The following is a 26,259-nucleotide window of genomic DNA, read 5'->3' as shown; positions in this document are numbered from 1 at the left end:
CGCGGACCACAGGGCCCGCGCTCAGCGGCGTTTCTCCCCCGTCGACAGGGGTGCCTTCGAGGTGACGTCGGTGGGCAGCCTGTCGAGGTCGGAATCCCGCAGCGGATCGATCGGGCCCAGCTCATCGGGCAGTTGTTCCCTCGGCGGGAGGTCGGGCCGTATCGGTCGGGACGGATCCTGGTCGGCCGGCGGACGCTCCGGCGTCGGGCGTGCCGGTGAGGGGCTGGGCTCCCGGGGCGGCCGGCGCTGCGGAGACCGCTCCTTGTCGGGCGGCGGCGACTCCCCCTTGTCCGGCCGAGGGCTCGCCGCGGTCTCCGGCGCGGCGGCGCTGGGGACGATGTGCGCCCGGTAGACGCGCATCCAGCCCACCACCAGCCGCAGATAGTCCTCGGAGTGGTTGTAGGCCAGCACCGCTCGCCGTAGGCCCTCGGCTCGCCGCAGGTCACCGCCTGCCGTGCAGAGGTAGCGCCCGGCGGCCAGCCATGCGTCGTCGACCTGGTGCGGGTCGGCCGTCCCGTCGCGGTTGCCGTCCGATCCCCAGCGACGCCAGGTGGAAGGGATGAACTGCGCGGGGCCGACGGCTCGGTCCCATTCGGAATCGCCGTCATGGGCTCCGCCGTCGGTGTCGCGGATGGCCATGACGCCGGGGCTGCCGTCCAGCCGGGGGCCGAGAATCGGGAACCGGGTCCGGCCGCCGGCGTCGAGGTCACCACCACGGGCGTGACCGGACTCGACCCGGCCGATCGCCGCCAGCAGCGGAACCTCCAGTCCACACCCGGGCTGAGACCTGGCGAGCGCGTTCGCCGTCTCCCGGTACGCGGCCAGCACCCGGGCCGGGATCCCGTACGCGGCCGGCAGCAGCGGCGGCCTGCCCGCCTCGGCCTCGCCGCCCGCGCCCTTGTCCCCGATGTCCCATGGCACCGGACGCGTTGCGGGGAGGTCCAGGATGACCGGTGGCGGCTCGGGGTACAGCGGCGGAGTGCCGCCTCCTCTGTTCCACCGCGCCGACGGGGCGGATGCGGCCACCGCCGGGGACTCTCCGACCAGCTGCATGACGGTGGCGGTCGCCATGCCACCCGTCGCGCCCACGGCCACCAGTCCGGCTATCGCCTGCGGCCACAGCACCGACCAGCGCCCACTCACCGGGCGGCTCACCAGCACACCGTCCGGTTGCCCGCCGGAGCCGTCCACCTGCCGCCCGCTCCCCGCATGTAGAAGGTGCACCGCGTGTCGGCGGTTCCCTTCCCGGCGACGTAGGTCAGCGGAACGGTCAGCCCGCCGAAGCGCTCCCCGCGGAACGTGTACAGCTTCTTGACCAGTCCGGCCCTGCTGACGTCGCCCGCGGCGCGCGCCGCCTTCTCGAACACCTTCGCCGACGCCCACCCCTGCGCGGCCGCCGGGCCGGGCGCCCGTCCGCCGCCGTACTTCTTCCAGGCGCTGCTGAACTCACCGAACGCCGGTGTTCCGAGACCGGTGAAGGGGAACACGGCCATCGTGGCCAGCACATTCGACAGACCGGGCTTGCCCGCGGTGTCGGCCGCAACCGTGGCGGAGGGCTGCAGGAACTGGGGGTTGAAGTTCTGCCGACGGCACGACGAGGCGACCCTGGCCACGGTGTTCGGGTCCCCCGTGACCAGCATCAACTGCACGCCCGCGTTGCGCGCCTGGATGCATTCGGCGGTGTAGTCGGGCTGGGTCAGCGAGATCTTCGCACGGTAGCTCGGCTCCAGGCCGAAGCGCTTGGCCGCCTTGCCGCTGCCGAACATGCGGTTCTCGGCATGCGTACACGCGTCGCTTTCGGTGCAGAACAGACCGCCGAGCTTCGTGCCCTTCCCGTACTTCGCGCCCACGTTCGCCAGCCCGTCCATCTGAGAGTTGGTGTGGGGGCACTGGCTGAACAGCATCGGGCTTTCGCTCCACAGGGTGGTCGAGCAGTCGCCGCCGACGACCGGAACCTTCTTCTTCTCGACGTAGCCCTTCCAGGCGGCAAGGGTATGGGTGGTGGTCATCGCGGCGACGATGGCGACCACCTTGTGCTTCTCGACCAGTTCCTGCACTTGGCTACGGCCCTTGGCGGCATCGGCCCCGTCATCCATGACGATCACCCGGACCTGGCGGCCCTTGATGCCGCCGGCTGCGTTGGTGGCCGCCGCCCATGCCTGCAGGGCGCGCGGCCCCTGCGCGAAGGCGACACCCCCGGGTCCCGAGAGAGTGCCGACGCTGCCGATAACGATGGGGGGACCGCCCCGGCCCGACCCGCCGTTCCCGCCCGAGCCCTTCTCGCCCGGGCCGCCGCTGTCGCCGCCCTGGCCCGGTTGGTCTCCCCCGGCTCCGGCCTCCCCTGGCGCGCCGGACCCGCCGGCCGCGTCGTCGCCGGCCGCGCCTTCACCCGCCCCGTCCGCTCCCGGCAGGCTCCCGTCGCCGCCGGCGCCGGCCTGCCCACTGCCGGCGGCGGCGCGGACGATGGTGTCGTGGTCGAGGCGGGTGCCGCAAGCGGTGAGCGCCAGGCTCAACACCGCCACGGCCGCGAGCGTACGGCGGCGGGTACGGGGTGTGGTCATGGTCTCCTCCACGGTGCGGGGTCGGTGGTACGCGTGCAGGGCGCCTCACGTGTGCGCGCCCAAGTACTGCTCCATGAGCTGGGCGCTGTCGAGCTCCCCGGGTTCTCCCGCGAAGTCGATGCGCCCTCGGTTCATGAGGTAGACGTAGTCGGCCAACTCGAGCGCGCGGGTGACGTACTGCTCCACCAGCAGCAGCGCGCACCCGGAGGTGGCGAGCTTGCCGAGAAACTCGAAGATCTCGTCCACGACCACCGGAGCCAGCCCCATGGACACCTCGTCGAGCAGGACGTAGGTGGGGTCGGTGACATAGGCGTGGGCGAGAGCCAGCATCTGCTGCTGACCCCCGCTCAGCGCTCCGGCACGCTGGCGGAGCTTCTCTCCCAGGACCGGAAACGCGGAGACCGCTCTGTCGATCGCCTCGTCGACTTCGGTGCCGCCGGCCTGGATGAGGATGTTGTCCCGCACCGTCAGGTTCGGGAACACCCCGCGGCCCTCGGGCACGTGGCAGACGCCATGCCGGGCGAGGGTGTGCGGCGGCTTGCCGGTCAGGTCGTGGCCGTCCAGGTGGAGCCGCCCGGAGCTGGGCGTGAGGAGCCCGGAGGCGACCCGCAGCAACGTGGTCTTGCCCGCGCCGTTGGTGCCCAGCAGCGCCACGACCGACTTCCGGGGCACCCACAGCGACACCTCGCGCAGCACGCGCGTGTCGCCGTAGCCGGCACTGACGCCCTGCAACTCCAACATGCTGCCCCCATCGTTCTCCCCCAGCTGCCGCTGGGAGGTGCCCCCATCTCCGCCCGCGCGGCGCAGAGGTGCGGGCATCGTGCATGTCTGCGGCCCGGCGGCCGCGCGTGCGCCGCTCACGCCGCCTCCGATCCCAGGTACGCCGCGCGCACCTGCTCGCTGGCGCGAACCTCGTCCGGGGTGCCCTGGTAGATCATTTCGCCGAAGTCGAGGACGTAGAGGTAGTCGCAGATGGACATGACCAGCGCCATATCGTGCTCGACCAGCAGCACCCCGCAGCCCCGTTCGGCCACGACCTGGGTCACGATCTGGCCGAACCGTTCGGTCTCCGCGGTGTCCAGACCGGACGACGGCTCGTCGAGGAGCAAGAGCGAGAACCCGCCGGCCAGCACCCGGCCGAGGTCCACCAGGCGGCGCTGCCCGGTGGACAGCGAGCCCACCATCTCCGCCCGGAGGTCCCCCAGCCGACACAGGGCCAGCACCTCTTCAGTGGCCTTCCGCACCGCCTTCCGTTCCGCAGGCGGGCAGAGCAGCTGCTTGACGGGATGGCTTCGCGCCAGGCGCGCTTCCCGCCCGAGGGCGATGTTCTCCTCCACGGTCAGCGAGTCGAACAGATCCATCCGTTGAAAGGTCCGGCCCAGGCCGAGCTGCGCGCGCGCCGACGGCAGGTGGCCGGTGATGTCCTTCCCGAAGAGGTGGATCGAACCGTCCGAGGGCCGCAGCAGTCCGGAGCAGGCATTGAACGTGGTGGTCTTGCCTGCCCCGTTGGGCCCGATCAGCCCGGTGATCCGCCCGAGCGGCGCGTCGAAGGTCGCCGCGTTCACCGCGGTGTTCCCGCCGAACCGGATCGTCAGCCCCTCAACCCGCAGGCCCGTGGTGTCGCCGGGCTCGACGTGCTCGCCGTCCTCGGAGTGCTCGCGGCGCCTCATCGCGATGCTCCCTTCGTCAGGCCCGTCGACAAGCCGGCGCCGAGCTGGACCCGCGCCGGCCCGGGCTCGGTGCGGGACGCCGTCCTGGCAGCGGCGAGTTGCAGTCGCTCGGCGGCTGGGTCCGCCGAACCGAGGCGCTCGGCGGACCGTGACGCCGTCTCCACGGCGACCTGCCCTGCGCTGCGACGTGCGGCGGCGCCGGCTTCGTGGATGGCGACGATCAGGGCGCCGAGCCCGAAGAGCACGGGAAGCCATTCGACGAAGGTCTCGTTCGTGATGTACGCCGGGACGATCACCATCTGCGCCGCCGCGGCCACCGGAGCGGCCGAGCGCAGCCCGGCGCAGAGGACCAGGAGTGCCAGCCAGGTCAGTGACGCGTACGAGACGAAGGGCACTCCGGTCGCGGACTGCCCTTGGGAGGCGTAGAGCGCACCGGCGACCCCGGCGATGAACGCGGAAATGGCGAAGACGGTGACCCTGGTGACGTTCACCCCGAGTCCGAGCGTGGACAGCGTGGTCGGTGAGTCGGCCATGGCGCGCAGCAGCCGCCCGAGCCTGCTCCGCCCGAGCCCGGCGATCAGCAGCGACCCGGCGACGGCGAAGGCCAGCAGCACGTAGTAGAACGCGGTGTCCCCCTCGAACAGCGCGGGTCGCGTCGCGGGCAGCGTGCTGGTCGCCCCGAACATCCACACCGAGCCGTAGACGACCCGCTCGAGCAACAGCCCCAACCCGAAGGTGGCCAGCGCCAGATACAGCCCCGAGAGCCGGATCGCCGGAATGGCCACCAGCGCGCCGACCGGCACCGCGACCGCACCCGCCAGCAGCACCGCGAACAGCCACGGCAGCCCGGCCCCGACCGCGAGGTGCGAGAACGTCGAGGCGCCCACCGCGACCAGGGCGGCGTGTGCCAAGGACACCTGACCGGAGGTCCGTACCAGCAGGTGCAGCGAGGAGAAGATCAATACGAAGACCAGCGCGGTGGAGTACACCGGCAGCTTGGAGCCCACCACGAACGGGACCACCGCGGCCACGGCGACGGCGGCGACCGCCAGCGTTCGCGCCGCGGCGCGGCTCATCAGCGGCCGGGACGGCGGTGCCGGGCGGTGCCCGCCGACCTCCACGAGCTTCTTCCGGCCCGCGAGCAACAGGACGGCGAACAGCACCAGGAACGGCAGCGCGGGCGGCAGGCCGGAGAGCACCTCCGACCGGGAGACCGCCTTGGTGGCCAGTGCGGCCAGTACGCCGATGAGCAGCCCGCCGGCGTACGTCAGCGGCAGGCTGGAGAACAGCCCCACCGCCGCCGCTCCATAGGCCTGAACCACCAACAGCGTCAGCAGCAGTGCGTCCAGTCCGATCTGAGGGGCCAGCAGGACGCCGGAGACCGCGGCGAACCAGCATCCGATCAGCCACGCCCAGCTCCGCACCACGAACGCGCTGGTGCCGGCCAGCGCCAACAGCGAAGGGTCGTCCACGACGGCCCGCATCTTCACGCCCATCGGGGAGAGCCGGAAGAACACGAAGAACCCCAGCGCGCCCGCCGCAGCCACGATCGCGGAGATCAATTGGTCGATGCCGACGTTGACGCCGATCAGCTCGACGGAGTCGGTCGGCAGAAAGTCGGGGAAGTCCATGCCCGCGCCGCCGTAGTGTGCGACCAGAGCCATGGTGATGGCCAGTTGCAGGCCCACGGTGGCGACGATCTTCGTGGTCGGAGTGCCTCCCGCCAGGCCCCGGGTGATGCGTTCCATGACCAGTGCAATGATCGGCGGCACCACGACCACGGCGACGGCCAGCGCCACCGGCCAGGGAAGCCCGCGCACGACGCGCAGCTCGTAGTACGCGAAGGCGGCCAGCGCTGCGATGGCACCGTGCGCGAAGTTGAAGATGCCCGAGGTCTTGTACGTGAGGACCAGACCCATCGCGGCCAGCCCGTACACCGAGCCGGTGGTGATCCCGACGACGACGAAGGGCAGCAGATCGTTCACGCCGCACACACCCCGCACGGGTCGCCGTCGTCGAGACCGGCCGGCGTCACGTCCTTGCCGGCCACCAGCGGGCAGTCGCGGCGGTGCAGCCTGTCCATCCCGGCTGCCCGCACCAGCTGCGAGGAGACCGTCGCGGCCGAGGCCTGAGGACGACGTGGCAGTCGCGCCGGAGCCGGTTCCTCCTGCGGCGCGAGGGAGATCAACGCAACTCGGCGCTCGCCGACCGCACGGCGCAGCCGCAGCAACCACAGGCACAAGCCGCCGGCCGAGACCGCGAACCCCGCCACCGCGAGGTTCAGCCACGCCGCCTGCCGCGCCGCCGACGCCGTTCCGCTGGCGCCGAACCATGCGCCCACGATCAGGGCGACCTCGACCAGGGTGGTGACAGCGACCGTTAGGACGTCGCCGTCCCGCCACGGTTCCGTACGCCGGTCAGCACCGTTCATCGCACACCCTCGGCCGGCGGAAGCACACGGGTGCGGTCGAGCTCGGCGGCCGGCGCCCGTTCGACCCGGTCAGGCTCGAACGCCCCGGCTCCGTCGGCGGCCCGGATCGCCTGCTCGATACGGTCGAGCTTGCGCCACTCGTCGCGCAGGTCGGCCGACAGCCACAGGGCGGTCGAGATTCCGAGCAGGAACAATCCGCCGAGGCCGGCGCTGACGACGTAGGGCAACTGTTCGGCCGCGTAGGCGGTGCCGCTCACCCCGTACCAGCCGATGATCAGTACCACGGCACCGGCGATGGCGGTCGCCACCGCCGTCAGGCGATCCCACTGGCTGCGTATTCGGGTCACGATGTCCATCGAGTCCTCACTCCCAACAGGCGCAGCAGGGTTCCAAAGGCGAAGGTGGCGACGGCGCCGAAGGCGAGCACCAGGTAGAGACCGGTCACGCCCATGTCGATGGGGTTTCCGATCAGGCGGGCGGGCGGCGCGTCGTCCGGTGCGGGTGCGGCGGAGTCGGGGCCGGGCGCGCCAGGTGAGTCCGCCGGCGGTTCCTCCGCGGGCGCCTCCGGTGCCGGTTCGGCGGGAGCGCCGCCGTCGCCGCCGCTCGTGGCCGGGAGTTCCGCGGGTGGCGGTGGTCCCCCGCCGCCGGGCACGCGCTCGACCCGGTCCGCGGCGGCGAACGCGCGACCGAAGACGTACTGCACGGTGTAGACCGCCCCCGACTTCGGGTCCTGTTGCCGGGCGAGAACCTCGATGCCGGCCGACATGACGCCCTGTTCGGTGGACTTCGCCCGCAGATAGCGGACCCGCACCCCGGCGGCCGCGAGCGCCTTGGCCGGATCGGCCTTCGGAAGGGGCAACGTCTTGCCTACAGCCTTCACACCGTCCGGAGTGATCTCCACGACCTGGCCGGCGACCTCGGTACGGCCGATCTGCAGCCGCGAGCTGCGCACCACCTTGCCGTCCTTGCCGGTCGTGGCCTTCGCGACGCTGCGCATCTGGCCCAGCCGCAGCACGCCGTTGACGGTCCATGGCTGGGTGTCGGAGGTGGCCGATGCCCTACCTACCTGTCGAGCCGGATCCACCACCGCCTCCGCGAGCGCGGTGGTCTCCCCCGACGCCTTGTCCTGCCCCAGTCGGGTCCCAGCCCGGGCGCGTGTGGAGGTCTGCGTGCTGTGCGAGCTCAGCGAGTGGCCGTGCTGCTCGCTCTCGGACTTCTCTTCGGACGGGTACCGCGAGGACGCGTACGCCGGGTACCCGGGGATCGGCTGTCCGGTCTGGCCGCGGAGCAAGGCGGGCGCCGAGACGACCGTCTCGCCGGGGTACGGGCTGCTGGCGAACCCGGTCGATTCCTCGACGCCGTAGTTGACGCAGGCCTGTGCAACCGGGATCCCCACACCCGACGGCGCCTGCAGGAACAGATTGTCACTGGCGCTCACCATCACTTGGACGCCCTGGGCGGTCGCCACCACCGGGCAGTCCTCCTCGCCCTGCTCAGCGGCGATGGCGGCTCCGGGCAGGCAGGCGAGCAGCACGACGGTGCCCATCCCCACGATCGCGTGGGCGCGTGGACGGGACAGGAGGATCGCTCTCACGGACATCAACGTCCTCCGCAGGATCGACGGGGGCACCGGATGGTTCCGTTCCGACTCTCTTCTGACGCTTCGTCAGGCGAAAGATGTGATCGGGCCCGGTCCCGTTCAGCGACCGCCTCGCTCCCACTCACCGGGACGCGCTCTCACCGTCCGCGGTGCCGAGCGCTACATTGAAGTCTTTTGCGGCCATGGCGCTGTCGACCGGGTGTTCGGCCCGGGCGAGCTCCTGGAGATACGTCGTGACCACCGGAGTCGTCCCGATGCGACAGCGGGCCGGCCCGCGGCATGCCAGGCACGAGATCGTACGGAACGGCTGCCGACCTCGTCCGAACCCTTCCCGTCTTCGCTGAAACCTGCCATACCGGCTAGGCGTACCTTTCAGCTTCTACCGCCAAGCGGAGGTGGGAACGTGACGGTCCCGGTGCCAGCCGACGCGCATGCGGGCGGCTCTCCTGCCGGACAGGACACCCGCTCGTCCGCCACGGCCCCGGCGCGGCTACGGCCCGCGGCGCCGAACTCCATGATCGAGCGGATGACGCTCATCCTCGACGCGTTCGACGCCGCCACGCCCACGCTGTCCCTGCTGGAACTGGCCGAGCGCACCGGTCTGCCGCGCTCCACGCTCCATCGCATCCTCGACCAGATGATCCGGCTGCGCTGGCTGGCGCACTCCGCCGGCGGCTACCGCCTGGGCATGCGCCCCCTGGAACTGGGCGGGCTCGCCGCCGGCCACAGCGAGTTCCGGGACGTCGTCAACCCACTCCTGCACGAGCTGTGCCAGCGAACCGGGTTCGTCAGCCACCTCGCCGTGCTGGACGGGCGCGAAGTGGTCTATCTGGACAAGGTGGGCGGGCGGTTCGCGGCCAACCTGCCCACCCGGCTCGGCGGGCGGCTGCCGGCGCACACCACTGCGGCGGGCAAGGCCATCCTCGCGTCGCTCGATCCGCAGCACGTCGACGCCACCTTCCGGGCCCGGCTGCCGGTCCGTACGCCGCGCACCATCCGCAGCATCGCCGACCTGCACAACGAACTGGGGCAGGTCCGCCTGCGGCATGGTGTCGCCATGGACAACGAGGAATCCATGACGGGGATCTCCTGTGTCGCAGCCCCACTGCGTGGCGGCGGCCCGGCCAACGCCGCGCTCTCGCTCTGCGGCGACACCCGGGCGATGAACTTCAGACTGCTGGCACCCATGGTGCTCGAGGTCGCCCGCGAGGCGAGTAGCACCCTGTTCCCCCGTCAGCGCCGCTGGCAGTGACTCCACCTGACACCTCCCCAGTCTGCGGAGGCGTTGTCGCCGGCCGTCGGGGGCCTGCACCGAGTTCGGCACGGAGGCTGCTTGTACGATTCCGGTGAGGCGACGAGGGGGACTCGTGATCGAACTGTCGGAGCTGATCCGCGACCTGCGGAAGGAACTGAGCGCCGCGCTCGCGGATGGGACCGACGAGACGCTGCGGTTCGAACTCGGTCCGGTCGAGCTCGAGGCGACCATGGCCGTGGACCGGGATGCGAGGGCCGACGGGAAGATCCGGTTCTGGGTCGTCGACGCGAGTGCCGGCGGGAGGCTGGCCCAGTCCCGGACACAGCGAATCACGCTCACCCTGCAACCGAAGACGGTCGGCTCGGACGGAATCCCCCGCTCCGCGCTGATCGCGGGCGAAGAGGCCGACAGGGAGCGGTGAACGGGGCGTGTGGGGCGTTCGGGGCCGCACCGGCGGGCTGTGGATCAAGCGCGTCGCCGAGGTCATCGTCCGGTTTCCGGACGGCCGCGGACGGCGCGGCTCGGGATATCTGGCGGCCACCGGGACCGTGCTCACCGCAGCACATGTGGTCGAGGGCGCGGCCGCAGTGCACGTACGGTTCGACGCCGACCGGCCGGGAGAGCGTACGGCCGAGGCGGCGGTCGAGTGGGCGGACGCGGGCATCGACCTGGCCGTCCTCACTGTGCCGGGCTTGGACGAGTCGGTGGAGCCCGCGCTCCTGGGTCGGGTCAGCGAGCAGGAAGCCGTGCTGCGGTGCAGCGCTGTCGGGTTCCCGTTGTTCAAGCTTCGCACGGACGACACGGACAGCTCGCGTTACCGCGACTCGGCACACGTGCACGCGACATGCGCGGTGCTCGCCAACCGGCGGGAAGGCACGCTGGACCTCAGCGTCGCCGCTCCCGCCGAGATGGCGGATCGCCGGGAGTCTCCCTGGCAGGGGATGTCGGGAGCGGCGGTGTTCAGCGGCGGTCTGCTCGTCGGCATCGTCGCCGAGCACCACCTCGCCGACGGCCTCGGACGCCTGGCCGCGCGCCGGGTGGACCGCTGGGCCGAAGGGCTCGGCGACGAGGGCCGCCGCCGACTGGAACAGCTGCTCGGCTGCGAGCTGCGTCCCGACGCCCTGCCGGATGCGGTGCCGCCCTCCGGACTCGACCTCATCGAGACCGCTTACCAGGCGCTACTCGCGGACATCGCGCCCGAGGTGCTGGAGGACCGCGGGCGGGAGTGTCAGCGGCTGGTCGCATTCTGCGCGGGGACGGAGAGCTACCTCTGGCTCCAAGGGCCGCCCTGGGTGGGCAAGACCGCGCTGGTCTCCTGGTTCGCACTGCATCCGCCACGCGGGGTCGTGCCCGTGTGGTTCTTCATCACCAACAGGCTCGCCGAACAGGCCGACAGCGCTGCGTACACCGAGGCGGTGGTACACCAACTCGCCACCATCGTCGGACGCCTGCCCGCAGGACACACCTCGCGAGCCGCCCGCGACGGCGAGCGCAGGCAGTTGCTCGCCGAGGCCGCGGAGAAGGCGGCCCGCAGACATGCCACGCTGCTGCTCGTTGTGGACGGCCTGGACGAGGACCAGTCGTCCCAGCAGTCCGGTGCCGGTCCCGCCGGCCCCAGCATCGCCGCCCTGCTGCCGGAACGGCTGCCGGAGAACGTACGGGTGCTGGTCACCAGCAGACCGGGCCCCGGCCTGCCACCAGACGTCAAGGGCGACCATCCGCTGCGGCACTGCCCAGTGGAGCAGGTGCGCCCTGTGGCCGCCGCACGTCACACCGAGTACGAAGCCCGGTTCGACCTGTCCGCCGCGCTCTCCGGCGACAGGCTCGGACGGGACCTGGTCGGCCTGCTGGCCGCGGCCCGGGGCAGTCTGACCGCCGAGGATCTACGGGAGCTCACCGACGCCGGGTGGTACGACCTGCAGCAGCGCCTGGGCAGCGCCTTCGGACGCATTCTTCGGGTGGGAGGTGACGACTCCGGCGGCGCCCTGTACGACTCCGAAGGCCGCCGGGGTTATCTGTTCGCACACGAGACACTGTTCGCCACGGCGATCGACGCACTCGGCCCGGATGTCGAGCCGTACCGCGAGCGCGTCCACACATGGGCGGAGCAGTACGCCGCCCGCGGCTGGCCACCGGGGACTCCCGCATATCTGCTGCACGCGTACGGACGCGTGGTCACCACCCTCGGGGACGTCGGCCGAGCAACCGCCTTGGCCTCCGACGCCGCACGGCACAACCGGCTGCGGGAGATCACCGGCAGCGACGCCGCCGCGCTTGCGGAGATCGACGCGGTACAGCAGCTCGTACGGGCGAAGGCCCCCGAGGATCTGACCCCTCCGGCGGCCCTCGCGGCCGCCCGGGACCTGGTCGCCCGACGCAACGCCACACTGCACCCGGCCATCCCGGTGGCGCTGGCCCGGTTGGGGCACACCCGGCGCGCGATCGGGCTCGCCCAGAGCGTCTTCCAGGCGAAGGACCGCGCCTTGACGCTCGCCCGGACCGCACGGGCTCTGGCGGAGACCCACGACCGCCGACACGCCCCAGGTGTGGCGCGCGAGGCAGTGCTGCTGTCGGATGCGATCTGGGACGAGGCAGCGGCCCAATTCCCTCGGTGGTGGGACGACATGGTCGAGTACGAGCTGCGTGCGGCAGCGAACTTCTTCGACGAGGTGCTGCGCACGGCCGCCGTGGCTCTCATGGCCGCTGGCGAGGAGAGCGAAGCCCTGACGCTGATGCACCGGCTCGACCCGGCCGCAGAACACGAAGCGGACTCCGATGCCACCTTCGCTCAGATCCGCGGGCTGCAGGGGATAGGGCGTCAATCCTGGGTCCGCGCACTGGCCGAGGTCTCGGCAGTCGCACGCGCCCGGGGCTCCGCACGTGGCGTACGGCTGCTGAAGAAGGCAGAGAAGGAAACCGCACGGCTGCCCCCCGCAGACGCGATCCGCGCCTGGGCCGAACTGGCCTGGACATGTGGGGACGACGACGCGGAGCACGCGACACGCCTGCACGGCCGTATCCAACGGTGCGCCGCGGCGCACCAGGACGACCCGGGTGTCCGCGCCGTCGCTGCTGCAGCCCTTCCCATGGGCCGTCCCCGGACGGCCCGGATGGCAACGAGCTTCGCCCTCCAGGCAGCCCGCGAGGCGGAGGCCGCACTCCGGGAACCCCGGCAGATCTTCGGCTCCTCGACGGTCGTGACCGGCGCTGTCGAGGCCCTTGCCCACACCGGTGACGTCGACGCCGCAGAGGATCTGCTGCTACGGACCGAGGAACTCCTGCGCTCCCATGGCGGCTACAGCCTGCTCACCGAGCAGGGCTGGGACACCCTCGCATCGGCCCATGCCCGCCAAGGCCGCATGGCCAAGGCGTGGGAAGCCGTCACCCGGGTGTGGGAGTCCCAGGAGAAAAAGCCGGGCTACTGTCTTCCCCGCAGCAGGTTCGTCACGCCTGTCGTCGACGCCCCGGGAGCCGTCACCGGGGTGGAGGAGCTGCGGTCGGCCATCGTCGCGACGGCCGACTCACAGCCCTGGCTTGCGGCCGAGGGGCTGGCCACGCTCGCGGAGCGCCTCGCGGAAAACGACCCCAACCTGGCGACGGACCTGGTGGCAGAGGCCGAGCAGGTCGCTGCACGGACCAGGCACGGGCGCCCGACCCACGATCAGGATCTGTGCCTCGCGGATCTCGCGGGTGCTCTTGCCGTCGCCGGCCGTCTCGCCGACGCCGAGCAGCTCCTCGGACTCATCGGAAATCGCCGGATCCGCACCATGGCCGCCACCGATGTCGCCGCGACTGTCGCGCCGGAGCAGCCCGCGCGCGCGTTGGCACTGGTCGAAGTCGCCATTGGTGGGGCGTCGGTGTGTGACGACCCGCTGCGGTTCTCCTCGGTCGTGGCGGAGGCGGATCGGCTCCAACCACCGTTCCGCGGTGAAGAACGGTTCTCCCACCTGGCGGCGGAGGCGCTGGCCCAGGTCGGGGCGGTGCAACAGGCGCAAGCGCTCCTCGAACGATGCCCCCTGGACAGGAATGCGTGGTCCCCGCTGCTCCGCCTGGACGGGCAGATGATGGCGGCGATCGCCGCCGCACTGTGGAGACACGATCCGCTCGCGGCCCTGGCGGTGGCCGACACCGTGGAGGGGCAATTCCTCACCGTCAATCCCAAGGACGACGGATGGGCGTTCGACGCCATCTGCCGCGCCGGTGTCCTCACAGCAGCGGGACACCAGAATCCGCGCCGGATCGAAGAGCTCACCGGCCTCCTGCACCGCGGAACCTCCAAGGACTCCGTGGACCTCAAGCCGCAGGAGCAGCTGCTCATCAACCTGCTGACCCGCGGCTCCGATCCGACCGACGCACCGCGGTGGCTCGAGAGGCTGGAAGCCCTCCGGCAGAACTCCAACGAGGAACCGGACATCAACACGGAGGGCTCCTTCGCCCTCGCTCACGCAGCCCTCGGCCGGTACGAGGCAGCCGTACACATCGCCACGTCCCTCCCCGATGCGTCGGAGCGGGCGCAGACACTCGCACTCCTGGCGGGATATCTCGCCGGAGCACCACGGCACTCCGTGGCCACGCGGACGCGGGTGTTCATCCCGGCCGTCCTACCAGTCGTCGGCAGGCTCACGGCCCGCACCCCGCCCTCCGACACGCCCACAGCCCATGACGTGGCGCGCCGCGTGCTGAGTGACGTCCTCGCCACGGCCGACTGGCACTGCGGCCTCCCAGCCCTCGCAGTACTCGCCCCGGGCGACGTGCACCGCGTACGGGATGTCGTCTTCGCCCACCTCGGGCTGTAGGTCCGACCGTCACCGCGCAGACACCCCGTTCCGGGAGCAGGCTGGACCGGGCCACCAGCGGCCCAGGGCCTATTTCGGATTGGCTTCGGCGAAGGTCGTGGCGACGGTCGGCTTCTTGATGTCGTGGATCTGGGTGCCGTTGATGCGCGCCGTCCGGTAAATACCCCAGTGCATGTTGTTGTTCGCACCGTCCCAGGTCTGTCCGAAGTGAGTCTTCGAGCCATTGCCGAAGGTCTGCTGCGTGCCGTTGAACCACAGCTGGACCGATCCCTTGGCTCGATCCTCGGAATAGACGACCCGAAGGAGGATGGAGAACCACTGGTTCTGCGGGAGGTTGGTCTGCCAGACCTGGCGGCCCTTGGTCTGCCCGTTGATGTCCTCGAAGTTCCATAAGGTGAGTTTGCCCCCGTTGACGCTCCACACCAGCGGGTAGTTGGCGACGTGGGTGCCGTGACACTTGAGCTGGAACATGTTGTTCCAGTCGTTCGAGGATGGAACCGCCGTCAGCTTGGACTTCCACCCGATATAGATGGTCTGGCCGTTGCTCACCTGACCTTGCGGCGTCGCGAACTCACAGCGTTCCTTTCCCGAGCTCTCCTGGATCTGGGTGCGAATGACCCGTCCCTCTTGCGCATCGTTGTGCCAGCTGATCGTGCCATTGGGGCAGGTCTTGGTGCCGGGTAGCTCAGTGCCGGGGTAGATCACCTTTCCGTGAGCGGTGGGTGCGACCACCAGCGTCGTGAACAGCCCCGCGGCAGCGGCCGCTGCCAGCATGACGACAGGCCGGACTCGGGGCTTCCAGGGCAGGGACATGAGAATCCTCTCCGGGCAGGGTGCGGAGGACAGGCTGGTTATGAGGAGCGCCCGCGTTCTTCGTGACGCTGGATTCTTGGTCTGGCCTGACCAGCGCAGACCGCCCGCACGGACCCGACGGCCCGCGTCACCACGCCGGTGTGAGTAACACTGACCGGCAGCTGCTGAACAGCAGCCACCTGATAGCGATGCTCTTGACCGGCCAACGGCACGTCAACCCGGGTGGCGGATGCCCACCGTGTCACTGACGGGAATCCGACACGCACCCCTGGACACACCCACGGTCGCCAGCACCTGCGCCGGACCCCGCTGGTCCGCCGGGGACCGGCTCGTGGGTCCCGCTTCTCCGGCGAGCTGACGCATCGCCACGGAACTGGGCTGAGAAGCCGAATGTCGGCGTGGCGGCGTCTCGGCCGCTTACGGCTTCGACAGGATGGAATGCCCGAGGCGGGCGGAATTGAGCGATGTTTCCGCGTTCGTGGACGGGTCCCGGCCCGGCCCGTATTCGTATACCCCTCGCATGACTGTCCATCGCCGGGGTGGTCGGCGTGGCGTGGAGGACCGATGGATTCAGTGGAGGAGAAATCGGCGGCACCCACGTCGCCGACCGAGCGGCGGCTCCGGCTCGGCAAGACGTTGCTCGGGTGGCTGACGACGACCGATCACAAGGTGATCGGGAACCTGTATCTCGTCACCTCCTTCGGCTTCTTTCTGGTGGCCGGCCTGATGGCGATGCTGATGCGGGCCGAGCTCGCCCGTCCCGGCCTGCAATTGATGAACAACGACCAGTACGACCAGCTGTTCACCATTCATGGCACGATCATGATGCTGCTGTTCGCGACGCCGACCTTCACCGGCTTCGCCAATGCCATCATGCCGCTGCAGATCGGCTCGCCGGATGTGGCCTTCCCCCGCCTCAACGCCTTCACCTACTGGGTGTTTCTGTTCGGCGGTCTGATGGTGCTCGCCGGGTTCCTCACCGAGAACGGTGCCGCTCCGTTCGGCTGGTTCGCCTATGCGCCGCTGAACGGCGCGGTGTACAGCCCCGGCACGGGCGGCGATCTGTGGACGATGGGGCTGGCGGTGGCAGGTCTGAGCACGATCCTCGGCTCGGTCAACTTCATCACCACCATCATCTGTCTTCGTGCCCCCGGGATGACGCTCTTCCGGATGCCGCTGTTCACCTGGAACGTCCTGTTCACCTCGATCCTGGCCCTCCTCGCGTTCCCCGTGCTCACCGCGGTCCTCCTCGCCCTGGAGGCCGACCGGAAATTCGGGTCCCATGTCTTCGACGCGGCCAACGGCGGAGCGCTGCTGTGGCAGCACCTGTTCTGGTTCTTCGCCCATCCCGAGGTCTACATCGTGGCGTTGCCGTTCTTCGGCATCATCTCCGAGATCATCCCGGTCTTCAGCCGTAAACCGCTCTTCGGTTATGTGGGGATGGTCAGCGCCACGGCGGTCATCACGGGGCTGTCGGCGACGGTGTGGGCGCATCACATGTTCGCGACCGGCGCGGTGCTGCTGCCCTTCTTCTCGCTGATGTCGTTCCTCATCGCCGTGCCCACCGGCGTGAAGTTCTTCAACTGGATCGGCACGATGCGGTACGGATCACTGTCCTTCGAGACCCCGATGCTGTGGGCCATCGGCTTTCTGGTGACCTTCCTGCTCGGCGGGCTGTCCGGGGTGCTGATCGCCTCGCCTCCGCTGGACTTCCACCTGACCGACACCTACTTCATCGTCGCCCATCTGCATTACGTGCTGTTCGGCACGATCGTGTTCGCCACCTTCGGCGGCTTCTATTTCTGGTGGCCCAAACTGACCGGACGGATGCTCGACGAGCGGCTCGGAAAGATCCATTTCTGGACGCTCTTCGCCGGGTTCCAGGGCACGTTCCTCGTCCATCACTGGCTCGGCGAGATCGGCATGCCGCGCCGGTACCCGGATTACCTCGCGGCCGACGGGTTCACCACGCTCAACACCATCTCCTCGATCAGCGCGTTCCTCGTGGGCCTGTCCACGCTGCCGTTCCTCTACAACGTATGGAAGACGACCCACTACGGGTCCATGGTGAACCGGGACGACCCGTGGGGGTGGGGCCGGTCCCTGGAGTGGGCGACCAGCTGCCCACCGCCACGGCACAACTTCCATGCGCTGCCGAGGATCCGGTCCGATTCCCCGGCCTTCGACCTGCATCACGCAGAGGTGGCGGAGAGCCTGCATCGTGGCGGCCCGCCACTTCCGGGATCACCGATGTCCCCTGGAGCAGCACAGTGAAAGCGGAAGCCTTGGTCTTTGCCGCAGTGGCGGTCTTCTTCGCGATCACCACCACGGTGTACGCCTGGTTCTCACTCGAACCGGCGGGAAGCGCCGCCCTCCTGGTCTCCTTTCTGATGTCCGCGCTCATCTCGTTCTTCTGCTGGACCCAGTACGTGCGGCGGGGCCGGCGTCCACAGGACCGGAGCGACGCCGCGATCCACGAGGGCGCAGGCCCTCTCGAATTCTTCTCCCCCCGCAGCTACTACCCCGTTCTGACCGCTCTGGGCACCGCAGTGATCGGACTCGGAGTCACCTACGGCCTCTGGCTGTTCATCCTCGGCGTGGGCGTCCTGGCACCCGGCATCGCCGGGTTCGTCTTCCAGCACCACGACCGCGGAACGTGAGAAGTCTGCTCGCCCGCAGCCGATCGAGTGGAAGGGAAAGTGGCGGATGGTGTTCTCACGGAGAAGGGCGCGACTGACGTCGAAGGCCGGTCAGGCGGCCAAGAGCGGCTTCCATGCGCTGGACAGCCGACTGCCCGTCGCCGAGCCGGGGCGACAGCTGCTCAGAAAGGCATTCCCGGACCACTGGTCGTTCCTGCTCGGCGAAATCGCGCTGTACAGCCTGGTGGTCCTCGTTCTGACCGGGATCTATCTCGCCTTCTTCTTCAATCCCAGCATGTCCCATGTGCTCTACGACGGTTCGTACGGCCGGCTGCGGGGCGTGCGGATGTCGGAGGCGTACGCATCGACGTTGCGCATCACCTTCGACGTCCGCGGCGGTCTCCTCATCCGGCAGATCCATCACTGGGGGGCCGTGGTGTTCGTCGCCGCCATCGGCGCGCACATGCTGCGCATCTTCTTCACCGGAGCCTTCCGCAGACCTCGGGAGCTCAACTGGATGCTCGGCGTGACGCTGTTCATGCTGGCCTTGGTCGAAGGGTTCTGCGGCTACTCCCTGCCGGACGACCTGCTCTCCGGAACCGGTCTGCGCATCGCGCAGGGCATCCTGCTGTCGATTCCGGTCATCGGCACGTATGCGAGTTTCTTCGCGTTCGGTGGCGAGTATCCGGGAAGCGAGATCATTCCGCGGCTGTATGTGACGCATATCCTGCTGGTCCCCGGGATTCTGCTCGCCCTCGTCGTCCTTCATCTGATCCTGATCGTGCAACTCAAACACACCCAGTGGAGCGGCCCTCGTAAGACGAACCGGAACGCGGTCGGTCAGCCGGCGTTTCCGCAGTTCACCACCAAGACGACCGGCTTCTTTCTGATGATCTTCGGGGTCCTGACGCTGCTCGCCGGACTGGCGCAGATCAACCCGGTGCACGACTACGGGCCCTACCGCTCGGACCAGGTCAGCACGGGATCCCAGCCGGACTGGTACGTGGGGTTCCTTGAAGGGGCACTGCGGCTGATCCCGCCCTTCGAAACCATGGTGTGGGGTCACACCCTCATGTGGAACGTGCTCGTCCCTGCGGTGATTCTCCCAGGGCTGCTCTTTCTCGGCCTGTACCTGTATCCATTCTTCGAACGGTGGGTCACCGGTGATTCCGGTGAGCATCATCTGTGCGACCGACCGCGGAACCGCCCCACCCGGACCGGCCTCGGCACAGCCGGCGTCACCTTCTACGCGGTACTCCTGATGGCCGGTGGCAACGACGTGCTCGCCTACCTTCTGGACGTGTCGCTCAACGCCTTGACGTGGAGCCTCAGGGTGTCCCTGGTGGTGCTGCCCGTTGCCGCCTTCATGGCGACCAAGCGCCTGTGCCTGGCACTTCAGGCACACGACCGGGAACGTCTGACCAAGGGCGAGGAAAGCGGAAAAGTGCGCCAACTCATCGAAGGCGGAATGGCAGAGGAGCACATTCCGCTGTCGCCGGAGGAGCAGCACACCATCCTGGTACGCGAGATGCCGCCACCACTGCAGCTCACGGCACTGCCCGAAGGGAAGCGCCCCTCGCGAAGGCAGCGCCTGCGGGTGGCGCTCAGCGCGTGGTACTACGAGGACCGGGTGGACATGCCTGCGTCCGCGGAGCAGCGCCGAGCCATCGCCGCCAGGATCGCCGCGCCCGGCGAGGTGGCCGCGCCCGGCCCGGAGGAGCGGAGCGCGACGGAACACCGCGGCCCCGGGTAGACACCTGCCCCTGCATGCTGTCGGGATCCCGCCATGTCGTTGACCCTTGGCGCCGTTTCGCGCTTCATTGGCCAGACCGACCGCCGGTCGCCACCTGGAGGTCCGCCATGCCCGACGCCGCTCTCCGATCAGTTGTCCGCGTCCTCACCGTACTGACCCTGGTCGCGGGAATCCTCGCCGGTGAGACGATTGCAGCCGCCCAGACCACCGTCTGCGGCGCGCACTACTGCGATGGCCGCGACCCCGGGCTCGCGCGGGGCGAGCGGTTCCCGGTCGGCGAGGTGACGATCTTCGGCAGGGGCATCCGGCTGCACATGTCCGACGCGGACAACATGGGCTGGGCGTCGATCCGCAACGGCAGCCCGAACGACGAGGTCTGGCTGGACCGGTCCTGGGACGGCGGCAAGTCCTGGAGCCAGGGCAGCAAACTGGGCTACACCAAGATCCCCGCCGGACGCTCCGACTGGCGCACCCTCATGTACAACGTCGACGATCCGAATGCCAAGCAGGTCGGCGCGCTGCGCGCCTGCGGCAAGGCGGGCGACCGGGGCGAGATCGTCTGCACCTCGTGGGCGCGGTCGACGGTGAACGCGGGCACCCGGATCGACGCGGCGGCAACGGCGCTGATGGGCCTCTACGACTACGGCACCGGTTGGGTGCCGAGCACCGGCTGGTGGAACACGGCCAATGCGATCACCGCGATCGTCGACCACTCCGCACTCACCGGCTCCACCGCCTACCGGTACGCGATCGCCAACACCTACGACCGCAACCGCAATGCTCACCTCGGCGAGTTCCGCAACGACTATGTCGACGACACCGGCTGGTGGGGACTGGCCTGGCTGCGCGCCTACGACCTGACCGGCGACCAGCGGTACCTGAACACCGCGAAGATCGACGCCGACTACATGTACTCCTTCTGGGACGACACCTGCGGCGGCGGGCTGTGGTGGTCCACGGCCCGCAACTACAAGAACGCGGTGACCAACGAGCTGTTCATCAAGCTGGCCGCGGCGCTGCACAACCGGATCCCCGGCGACACCACCTACCTGGACCGCGCCAAGCGGACCTGGACCTGGTTCCGGAACAGCGGCATGATCAACGGCGACAACCTGGTCAACGACGGCCTCAACACGTCCACCTGCAAGAACAACGGCGACACCACCTGGACCTACAACCAGGGCACTGTCCTCGGCGGGCTGTTGGAACTCCACCGGGCCACCGGCGACGCCGAACTGATCCAGCAGGCACGGCGGATCGCCGACGCCGCCACCACCCGCCTGGTGAACAACGGGATTCTCACCGATCCGTGCGAGTACGAATGCGGCGGCGAAAGCCTGGCCTCCTTCAAGGGTGTCTTCGTTCGCAACCTCGGTGAGCTCGACCGCTCGCTGTCCGAGCGGCCCTACCGGTCATTCCTCACCCGGCAGACCGACACGATGTACGCCGCCAACCGGACCAGCCTCGACCAGTACGGGCTGCACTGGGCCGGCCCGGCGGACGCCGTCGACGGCGCCCGCCAGCACAGCGCCCTCGACGCCTTCAACGCCACCCAGTGACCCCGCGGACGGTCAGGCTTCCCCGGCTCGAGGGTCGCCTCGGCCGGGCGCGGGAGGGCGTTCCCGCTCGCGTGGACCACGGGACCCGGTGACCAGCAGGGCGAAACCGAGTGCGAACGCCAGCATCGTCACCACACCGCGGGGCCAGAAGATGTGGCTGTCGGTGAAGGACCAGCAGGCGATGAGGAGCACCACCGCGCCGGGCAGGACGCGCGCCCCCTGTCGCAGGAACAGGGCCACGGACGCGGCGAGCACGGCGATGCCGAGGGCGTAGACCCCGGCCTGGCCGAGCGCGTCGCCGGTACGGAACAGAGCGTGCACGCCGGTGTCGGCGTGCGCACCCTCGTGGTGGCGGACCAATCCGGCGGCGATCCCGGCCACAGCATCGAGCCCGGTGTAGAAGACCGCGTAGCCGAAGGCACCGGCCCAGGCCACGAGGGTGGCGGCACCGGCGGCATCACGGCCCGGCCGCTCCCGTAGCGGTACCAGCACGCCCAGCGCCAGCAGCGGGAACAGGGGCAGCAGCCAGATGTGCAGGCCGGCCCAGTGGCCGGCGGTGGACCGGGTGAGTGCGTGCGGATGCACCAGTCCGACCGCGGCCAGCAACAGGGGAACGGCGCTGACGAGGGCGATGTCGCGCAGGGCGGGCCGCAGGCCGCGGGTGAACATGCCTGCGAGCATAGGAGGAGCGGTGCGGCCCGGCAGGCGGAACGAGCCGCGTAAGCGATCCGTAAGACCGGGGCGAGTGGGCGACCGGCGGATTCCCAGCCGTCCGGGTCCGTGGGACAGGTTCAGGCCTTCGGGGCCGGGCAGCTCGGATCGAAATCCTCCACCGCCCGCAGCGTGTCCGCCAGAGTCCGTACGAGCAGGTCCCTGACCGTGACCCGCTCCAGCTCCTGGTGGTTCAACCAGTCCAGCGTCACGCCCTCGACGTACGACATCCAGCCGACGAGCGCGGTGCGGGCGATCAGGGGGATGTCCTCGCGGCCGTACGCGCCTCGGGCGATGGCGGCCAGCAGCTTCTCCCGGACACCGTCGCGCAGCGCGTGCACCTCGGCGTCGAAGCCCACGCCGCCGGTCACGATCGCCCGGTAGGCGGCCTGGTGTGTCTGGGCGTAGCGGAGATAGCCCTCGATGGTGCGCTGCACCCGCTCGGCACGCGGAAGTTCCCGACCGCTGCTCGCGCGCACCACCAGTTCGGCCACGGAGTCCTCGATGATCGCGAGGTAGTAGCCGCGCTTGTTCTTGAAGTAGTAGTAGATCAGCCCTTTCGCGACTCCGGCCTGCCGCGCGATGTCGTCGATGGACAGCGCGTCGTACGAGGTGTCGGCGAACAACTTCCGGCCGATGGCGATGAGTTCGGCCCTGCGCGCCACGGAGCGCTCGGTGCCCCGGGGGCCGCGCACGCCCTTGGTGGCGCCGGGGGCCGGATTCGTCTGCGGGTCCGGTCCGGACTGTTGACTATTATTCAATTTCCGGCCTAGTCTCCAACTGTTCTACCGACGGGATCCGCAGTATGGCAGCCGCTGCCGACTTGCGACGTCGTCCCGGAGGACGCTCCACCAGGGACCTTGCATCTGCACTCGTCCGCGGCTGCGCCCGCAGCCCCGGTCCGTCCGCTGCTCCTGGGGAGGACACGGTGAGCTCAGAGACTCGACACGTGCCGCACGGCAGAACCGCCTGGAGGAAGACGGCCGTCGTGGCCGTGCCCGCACTGCTGGCCGTCGGTGCGATGGCCACCGTGATGGCACAGGGGGCGCTGGCCACCTCCTTCGCGGTGTCCGGCACCAACTTCCAGGTGGGCTCGGGCAAGCTGACCAGCCAGGGGCTGTCGTCGTTCGTCCAGACCGACCGGTCCGTGGACGGCAAGGGCCACCCGGTCGCCCTGCTGGGCATCGGCGATGCAACGCTCGCGGACATCTGCCAAGCCGCCGAGGTCAAGACCCCGTTGGGCAGGGTTGTCTTCAAGCTGACGGCCGGCGGCGAGGCAGGGGACGTCACGGCGCGCAAGCTCGTGATCGACGGCGAGGATCTCGTCGGCGACGCCCGATTCGGCACCGCGCAGATCGGCCGGGACGCTTCCACCTTGACCCAGGTGCCCGGAATCAAGGGCGAGGCCGGGAAGTTCGGGCTGCAGGCCGGTGACATCTCAGTGGCCGGCGTACGGTCCCACGCCTGGTCGGCCACCGGCGGAAACTTCCGGCTGAAGGGCCTGAAGGTGCAGGTCAACCTGGATGGCAGGAAGTGTTTCTGATACTGCGGCAGGCGCTCCGGCTGTCGAGGCGGGCCCGGCGACTGCTGCGGCTGCTCCCCCGGCCGCTTCCGGAGGGACGGCGCGCGGCGTTCCGCAGCTGGCGGCGGACGAGGCCGTTCTGGGGTGGGCTGCTGCTGATGCTGGGCGGCGCCGAGCTGATTCTCGTCCCGATGTCGCCCCTGACGGTGCTGGTGAGCCTGGGGCTCGGCGGGCTGGCCGCGATCGGAATCGGGCTGGCCCTCGTCGTCGCCGGGTTGTTCCTGTGGTTCCTGCCGCACACCCGGCACTACGTCAGCATCCATGCGCTGATCCTGTCGGTGCTGTCGTTCGCCGCGACCAACCTCGGTGGCTTCCTGATCGGGATGCTGCTCGGGATCCTGGGCAGTGCCATGGGCTTCGGCTGGACACCGGTGACCGAACAGGATCACGTGACCGAGCGGTTCCCCTCGGACCTGGAGGAGTCCGCCGAGGCCGCACAGCCGTCGCCCCTACGGGATCGGGCCGGGCCACGAGCGCTCGCCGTCGTACTGCCTCTGGTTCTGCTGGCAGCCACCGCCGGTCCGGCCGGGGCGCCGGTCCGCGCGCCCGCCGCGCGCTCCATTCCGGTGGCGAGCACCCCGCCGATCGTCAGCACCACCAGGTTCGCGCCCGAGGGCCTCACCCTGGCAGGAGTCAGCGAAGTCCCCACCAGGAAGGGCCCGCTGAAGGTCATGGTGCTCAAGATGCGTGCGGCCTCGCTCACCGACTACCGGCTCAGGACCCGTGACGGCGGCGACGAGCTCTCTCTCGGCGCCGACACCCTTGACCTGAGCGGCGACGTCACGCTGTATCTCACCCGGATCAGCGGGTGCCTCCAGGGCGTGGTCTGCCTGACCTTCACCCCTGACACGCTCCCCGTACCGCCGGTCGTCCCGCCCTTCGTCTACATGACGGACGTCCACGCCGAGCAAGCCCTGGTCACCTCCGACCTCATCGCAGCCGACGGACTGACGCTGCGTACCGCAGCCTCCTGACGGCTGCATCGGTGCACGCCAGTCCGCGGATCCGTGGGCCCCACGCTTCGCGCCGGGCAACCTGCCCGTCATCCTCGATTCAACGAATTGGTCTGTACATGGCCAGCTTCCCTGGCCAGACTGTGGGCGCACCCCCACACGCTCCATGCAGCCGAAGGAGTCGGCACATGCGAACCTGGCAACGTTGTCAGACCATCCTCACCACCGCGGTCGTCGCAGCCGTGGCCGCGGCCCTGTGCACGGCGCCGGCATCGGCAGCGGACACCTGGACGGAGGTGGGCTCGGACCGCGCCGATCCGCTGACCGAGAGTCAAGGTCTGACCTCCGTCGAGGAACCCCCGGGCAGTCCGAACCGCTACACGGGAGTCGGCACCATCCCGTCCGATGTCAGCAACCGGGGCTGGAACCACGTCGGCGACCCGGACGCCTCCTACAACGGCTACTACATCGAGCCGTACCAGCGGGACTCCGGCGACGCCAAGATGTTCCGCGTGCAGGCACCGAACGGCGATTGGTCGGAGTACGTCCACAAACTCAAGTCCGGCGAGGCGCTGAACAACTCGTTCGCCACGATCACACCGAACGGACAGTGGATGGTCGCCGGTGAATGGGGCACCATGGACCGGCTCCTGGTCTTCCCCACCCCCGGAGTCAACTCGAGCACCTCGCCCTCAGCGGACCTGCCCCACGCCTTCTCCATCAAGCTGGACCACGCCGTGCGCGATGTGCAGGGCTGCGACTTCTCCAGCGCGACCACGCTGCTGTGCTCCTCCGACGACCCGGCGGGCACGCTCTTCGGCATCACCAAGCCCCTCCTCCAAGTGGACCTCTCCAGCGAGCTGTCCGGCTCGGACGTCACCGGGCATGTGACCGCACTGCGCCAACTCCCCCTGCGGAGCGCCTGTTCGGGCAGCTTCGAAGCCGAGGGCATCGACTACGACCGCCGCAGCGGCACCTTGCGGGTCATCGTCCTCTCTCCCGGCTTCTGCGTGGCCACCGACAGCAAGACCTGGCGCCTCACCAAGAGCTGAGCCCCTCACGGGGCGGGCAACGCCCTCCGATCGACTGATTCGAAATCCGTCGAAGTAATCGAGCTCGACCGCACCCCCGGGGGCACCCGGGTCACCAGGGTGGACCGGACGACGCGTCGACATCCACCGTGACCGATCAACTACGGCCCGCATCCGAGGGAGATGAAGAATGCCATAGTTTGCGGCGATAAAGGAACCTTTGCGGACTATTCGAGGTAGATGCGCTTTGATGGGGTACATGCAGATATAGAACTTGACGCCCACCGAGGAGGTGGTCTTGGTGACCGCTCCTACCAGCCCGACGGGCATAGAACGTCATCCGGACCTCGTCGAGCTGCGCGCACGTTCCGAACGTGTCGCATCCTCGTTCCCCGCCCAGGCCGCCGAGGCACTGGCCGTCGTCACCGGCCTCTACCTGACGATCTCGCCGTGGGTGGTGGGGTTCAATGACCTGCAGCCACTGGCCGTCAACAACCTCATCACCGGTATCGCGTACACCCTCTGCGTGGCGTGGTTCGGGGCTTACGAGCGCACCCACGCCATGAGCTGGGCTGCCGCCGGTATCGGTGTGTGGACGATCATCAGCCCGTGGGCCATGGCAGGCGATGTCGACATCACCCGCACGATCATCAACAACACCGTCGCCGGATCGATCGCGCTGCTCCTGGCCCTGGCGATCAGCAGCCTGGCAGCCGCGGCACGGTTGCGTGAGGCGATGGGTGGTGCGTACGGTCCCGGCGCACGGACACGCGGGGCGCCCGGGGCATGAATGGGTAATCCGTCCTCGTCACGTGCGGTCGCCGGAGCGGCCGCACGTTCACGTCCCGACGGCGACAGCCGGACGCTGCCGCGCCTCCTCCACGGCCGGCAATCCCCTTCGCCTC

At 69.6% G+C, this 26,259-nt stretch carries 22 protein-coding genes; 11 read left to right on the top strand and 11 right to left on the bottom strand.

Annotated features, from left to right (window positions below; translation table 11 throughout):
• Positions 1 to 21: 21 nt before the first annotated feature.
• Genes ACTWQI_RS19335 through ACTWQI_RS19300 form a run of 8 tightly spaced genes read right to left on the bottom strand, consistent with a single transcriptional unit; the run spans position 22 to position 8,256 of the window.
• A complete protein-coding gene (locus ACTWQI_RS19335; RefSeq protein ID WP_443272043.1) occupies positions 22 to 1,155 on the bottom strand; it encodes a lytic transglycosylase domain-containing protein in 1,134 nt (377 codons plus the stop codon).
• Entirely contained in the window at positions 1,152 to 2,561 is a 1,410-nt protein-coding gene (locus tag ACTWQI_RS19330; protein ID WP_443272042.1) for an ABC transporter substrate-binding protein, read from the bottom strand. Before ACTWQI_RS19330 ends, ACTWQI_RS19335 begins: the two co-directional genes overlap by 4 nt.
• Before the next feature lie 45 nt (positions 2,562 to 2,606).
• Positions 2,607 to 3,422, bottom strand: coding sequence for an ABC transporter ATP-binding protein (locus ACTWQI_RS19325; protein ID WP_443272040.1), 816 nt, complete (start codon positions 3,420 to 3,422; stop codon positions 2,607 to 2,609).
• Positions 3,419 to 4,231, bottom strand: a complete 813-nt coding sequence (locus ACTWQI_RS19320) for an ABC transporter ATP-binding protein (protein ID WP_443272038.1) — start codon at positions 4,229 to 4,231, stop codon at positions 3,419 to 3,421. The genes ACTWQI_RS19325 and ACTWQI_RS19320 overlap by 4 nt, the downstream gene beginning before the upstream one ends.
• Positions 4,228 to 6,216 carry a branched-chain amino acid ABC transporter permease gene (locus ACTWQI_RS19315; protein ID WP_443272037.1) on the bottom strand — a complete coding sequence of 663 codons (1,989 nt, stop codon included), beginning with the start codon at positions 6,214 to 6,216 and terminating at the stop codon, positions 4,228 to 4,230. Before ACTWQI_RS19315 ends, ACTWQI_RS19320 begins: the two co-directional genes overlap by 4 nt.
• Positions 6,213 to 6,662, bottom strand: a complete 450-nt coding sequence (locus ACTWQI_RS19310; protein ID WP_443272036.1) for a hypothetical protein — start codon at positions 6,660 to 6,662, stop codon at positions 6,213 to 6,215. Before ACTWQI_RS19310 ends, ACTWQI_RS19315 begins: the two co-directional genes overlap by 4 nt.
• Complete coding sequence (locus ACTWQI_RS19305) at positions 6,659 to 7,018, bottom strand: hypothetical protein (protein WP_443272034.1); 360 nt, start codon at positions 7,016 to 7,018, stop codon at positions 6,659 to 6,661. The genes ACTWQI_RS19310 and ACTWQI_RS19305 overlap by 4 nt, the downstream gene beginning before the upstream one ends.
• Positions 7,006 to 8,256, bottom strand: a complete 1,251-nt coding sequence (locus ACTWQI_RS19300) for a hypothetical protein (protein WP_443272033.1) — start codon at positions 8,254 to 8,256, stop codon at positions 7,006 to 7,008. Before ACTWQI_RS19300 ends, ACTWQI_RS19305 begins: the two co-directional genes overlap by 13 nt.
• Before the next feature lie 409 nt (positions 8,257 to 8,665).
• Between ACTWQI_RS19300 and ACTWQI_RS19295 the strand changes: the two genes are divergently transcribed.
• The 3 genes from ACTWQI_RS19295 (at position 8,666) to ACTWQI_RS19285 (ending at position 14,313) form a co-directional block, all read left to right on the top strand.
• Positions 8,666 to 9,514, top strand: coding sequence for an IclR family transcriptional regulator (locus ACTWQI_RS19295; RefSeq protein ID WP_443272031.1), 849 nt, complete (start codon positions 8,666 to 8,668; stop codon positions 9,512 to 9,514).
• Between the two features lie 115 nt (positions 9,515 to 9,629).
• Positions 9,630 to 9,938, top strand: coding sequence for a trypco2 family protein (locus ACTWQI_RS19290; RefSeq protein WP_443272029.1), 309 nt, complete (start codon positions 9,630 to 9,632; stop codon positions 9,936 to 9,938).
• 7 nt (positions 9,939 to 9,945) lie between these two features.
• Positions 9,946 to 14,313, top strand: coding sequence for a trypsin-like peptidase domain-containing protein (locus ACTWQI_RS19285; protein ID WP_443272027.1), 4,368 nt, complete (start codon positions 9,946 to 9,948; stop codon positions 14,311 to 14,313).
• Between the two features lie 69 nt (positions 14,314 to 14,382).
• Here the strand turns inward: ACTWQI_RS19285 and ACTWQI_RS19280 are convergent, their stop codons facing one another.
• Complete coding sequence (locus ACTWQI_RS19280) at positions 14,383 to 15,087, bottom strand: hypothetical protein (protein ID WP_443272025.1); 705 nt, start codon at positions 15,085 to 15,087, stop codon at positions 14,383 to 14,385.
• 603 nt (positions 15,088 to 15,690) lie between these two features.
• Here ACTWQI_RS19280 and ctaD point away from each other — a divergent pair.
• The 4 genes from ctaD (at position 15,691) to ACTWQI_RS19260 (ending at position 21,077) form a co-directional block, all read left to right on the top strand.
• Positions 15,691 to 17,400 (top strand): aa3-type cytochrome oxidase subunit I, encoded by a 1,710-nt coding sequence (gene ctaD, locus ACTWQI_RS19275; RefSeq protein ID WP_443272022.1) that lies wholly within the window; start codon positions 15,691 to 15,693, stop codon positions 17,398 to 17,400.
• Positions 17,397 to 17,786, top strand: coding sequence for an aa3-type cytochrome oxidase subunit IV (ctaF, locus tag ACTWQI_RS19270; RefSeq protein WP_443272019.1), 390 nt, complete (start codon positions 17,397 to 17,399; stop codon positions 17,784 to 17,786). The genes ctaD and ctaF overlap by 4 nt, the downstream gene beginning before the upstream one ends.
• Positions 17,787 to 17,832: 46 nt before the next feature.
• Positions 17,833 to 19,518: a cytochrome bc1 complex cytochrome b subunit gene (gene qcrB / locus ACTWQI_RS19265; RefSeq protein ID WP_443272017.1), complete on the top strand. Its 1,686-nt coding sequence runs from the start codon at positions 17,833 to 17,835 to the stop codon at positions 19,516 to 19,518.
• Between the two features lie 107 nt (positions 19,519 to 19,625).
• Positions 19,626 to 21,077, top strand: a complete 1,452-nt coding sequence (locus tag ACTWQI_RS19260) for a glycoside hydrolase family 76 protein (RefSeq protein ID WP_443272015.1) — start codon at positions 19,626 to 19,628, stop codon at positions 21,075 to 21,077.
• A gap of 12 nt (positions 21,078 to 21,089) precedes the next feature.
• Here the strand turns inward: ACTWQI_RS19260 and ACTWQI_RS19255 are convergent, their stop codons facing one another.
• The gene (locus ACTWQI_RS19255) at positions 21,090 to 21,746 is read right to left on the bottom strand and encodes a hypothetical protein (protein ID WP_443272013.1); all 657 of its coding nucleotides are present in this window, start codon (positions 21,744 to 21,746) and stop codon (positions 21,090 to 21,092) included.
• A 122-nt stretch (positions 21,747 to 21,868) separates the two neighbouring features.
• Positions 21,869 to 22,549 carry a TetR/AcrR family transcriptional regulator gene (locus ACTWQI_RS19250; protein WP_443272011.1) on the bottom strand — a complete coding sequence of 227 codons (681 nt, stop codon included), beginning with the start codon at positions 22,547 to 22,549 and terminating at the stop codon, positions 21,869 to 21,871.
• Positions 22,550 to 22,809: 260 nt separating this feature from the next.
• On the opposite strand from ACTWQI_RS19250, the gene ACTWQI_RS19245 reads away from it, so the two are divergent.
• The 4 genes from ACTWQI_RS19245 to ACTWQI_RS19230 all read left to right on the top strand — a co-directional run bounded on the left by ACTWQI_RS19245 (position 22,810) and on the right by ACTWQI_RS19230 (position 26,144).
• Entirely contained in the window at positions 22,810 to 23,331 is a 522-nt protein-coding gene (locus ACTWQI_RS19245; protein ID WP_443272190.1) for a DUF6230 family protein, read from the top strand.
• A complete protein-coding gene (locus tag ACTWQI_RS19240) occupies positions 23,322 to 24,344 on the top strand; it encodes a DUF6114 domain-containing protein (protein ID WP_443272009.1) in 1,023 nt (340 codons plus the stop codon). Before ACTWQI_RS19245 ends, ACTWQI_RS19240 begins: the two co-directional genes overlap by 10 nt.
• Positions 24,345 to 24,511: 167 nt before the next feature.
• Positions 24,512 to 25,375: a hypothetical protein gene (locus ACTWQI_RS19235; protein ID WP_443272008.1), complete on the top strand. Its 864-nt coding sequence runs from the start codon at positions 24,512 to 24,514 to the stop codon at positions 25,373 to 25,375.
• A 280-nt stretch (positions 25,376 to 25,655) separates the two neighbouring features.
• A complete protein-coding gene (locus ACTWQI_RS19230; protein WP_443272006.1) occupies positions 25,656 to 26,144 on the top strand; it encodes an SPW repeat protein in 489 nt (162 codons plus the stop codon).
• Positions 26,145 to 26,259: the final 115 nt, after the last annotated feature.

The organism is Streptomyces sp. KR80 (assembly GCF_052245555.1).
GTDB lineage: Bacteria > Actinomycetota > Actinomycetes > Streptomycetales > Streptomycetaceae > Streptomyces.
Note: the sequence above shows the minus strand (reverse complement) of the source record. Positions and strands in the feature narration are given on the sequence as shown.

Excerpts from the sequence above, each read along its gene's own strand:
- ACTWQI_RS19330 (WP_443272042.1), bottom strand. The coding sequence starts at position 2,561 with ATGACCACACCCCGTACCCGCCGCCGTACGCTCGCGGCCGTGGCGGTG.
- ACTWQI_RS19260 (WP_443272015.1), top strand. The coding sequence starts at position 19,626 with ATGCCCGACGCCGCTCTCCGATCAGTTGTCCGCGTCCTCACCGTACTG.
- ctaD (WP_443272022.1), top strand. The coding sequence starts at position 15,691 with ATGGATTCAGTGGAGGAGAAATCGGCGGCACCCACGTCGCCGACCGAG.
- ACTWQI_RS19245 (WP_443272190.1), top strand. The coding sequence starts at position 22,810 with ATGGCCACCGTGATGGCACAGGGGGCGCTGGCCACCTCCTTCGCGGTG.
- ACTWQI_RS19310 (WP_443272036.1), bottom strand. The coding sequence starts at position 6,662 with ATGAACGGTGCTGACCGGCGTACGGAACCGTGGCGGGACGGCGACGTC.
- ACTWQI_RS19320 (WP_443272038.1), bottom strand. The coding sequence starts at position 4,231 with ATGAGGCGCCGCGAGCACTCCGAGGACGGCGAGCACGTCGAGCCCGGC.
- qcrB (WP_443272017.1), top strand. The coding sequence starts at position 17,833 with ATGGTGTTCTCACGGAGAAGGGCGCGACTGACGTCGAAGGCCGGTCAG.
- ACTWQI_RS19305 (WP_443272034.1), bottom strand. The coding sequence starts at position 7,018 with ATGGACATCGTGACCCGAATACGCAGCCAGTGGGATCGCCTGACGGCG.
- ACTWQI_RS19255 (WP_443272013.1), bottom strand. The coding sequence starts at position 21,746 with ATGTTCACCCGCGGCCTGCGGCCCGCCCTGCGCGACATCGCCCTCGTC.
- ACTWQI_RS19280 (WP_443272025.1), bottom strand. The coding sequence starts at position 15,087 with ATGCTGGCAGCGGCCGCTGCCGCGGGGCTGTTCACGACGCTGGTGGTC.
- ACTWQI_RS19235 (WP_443272008.1), top strand. The coding sequence starts at position 24,512 with ATGCGAACCTGGCAACGTTGTCAGACCATCCTCACCACCGCGGTCGTC.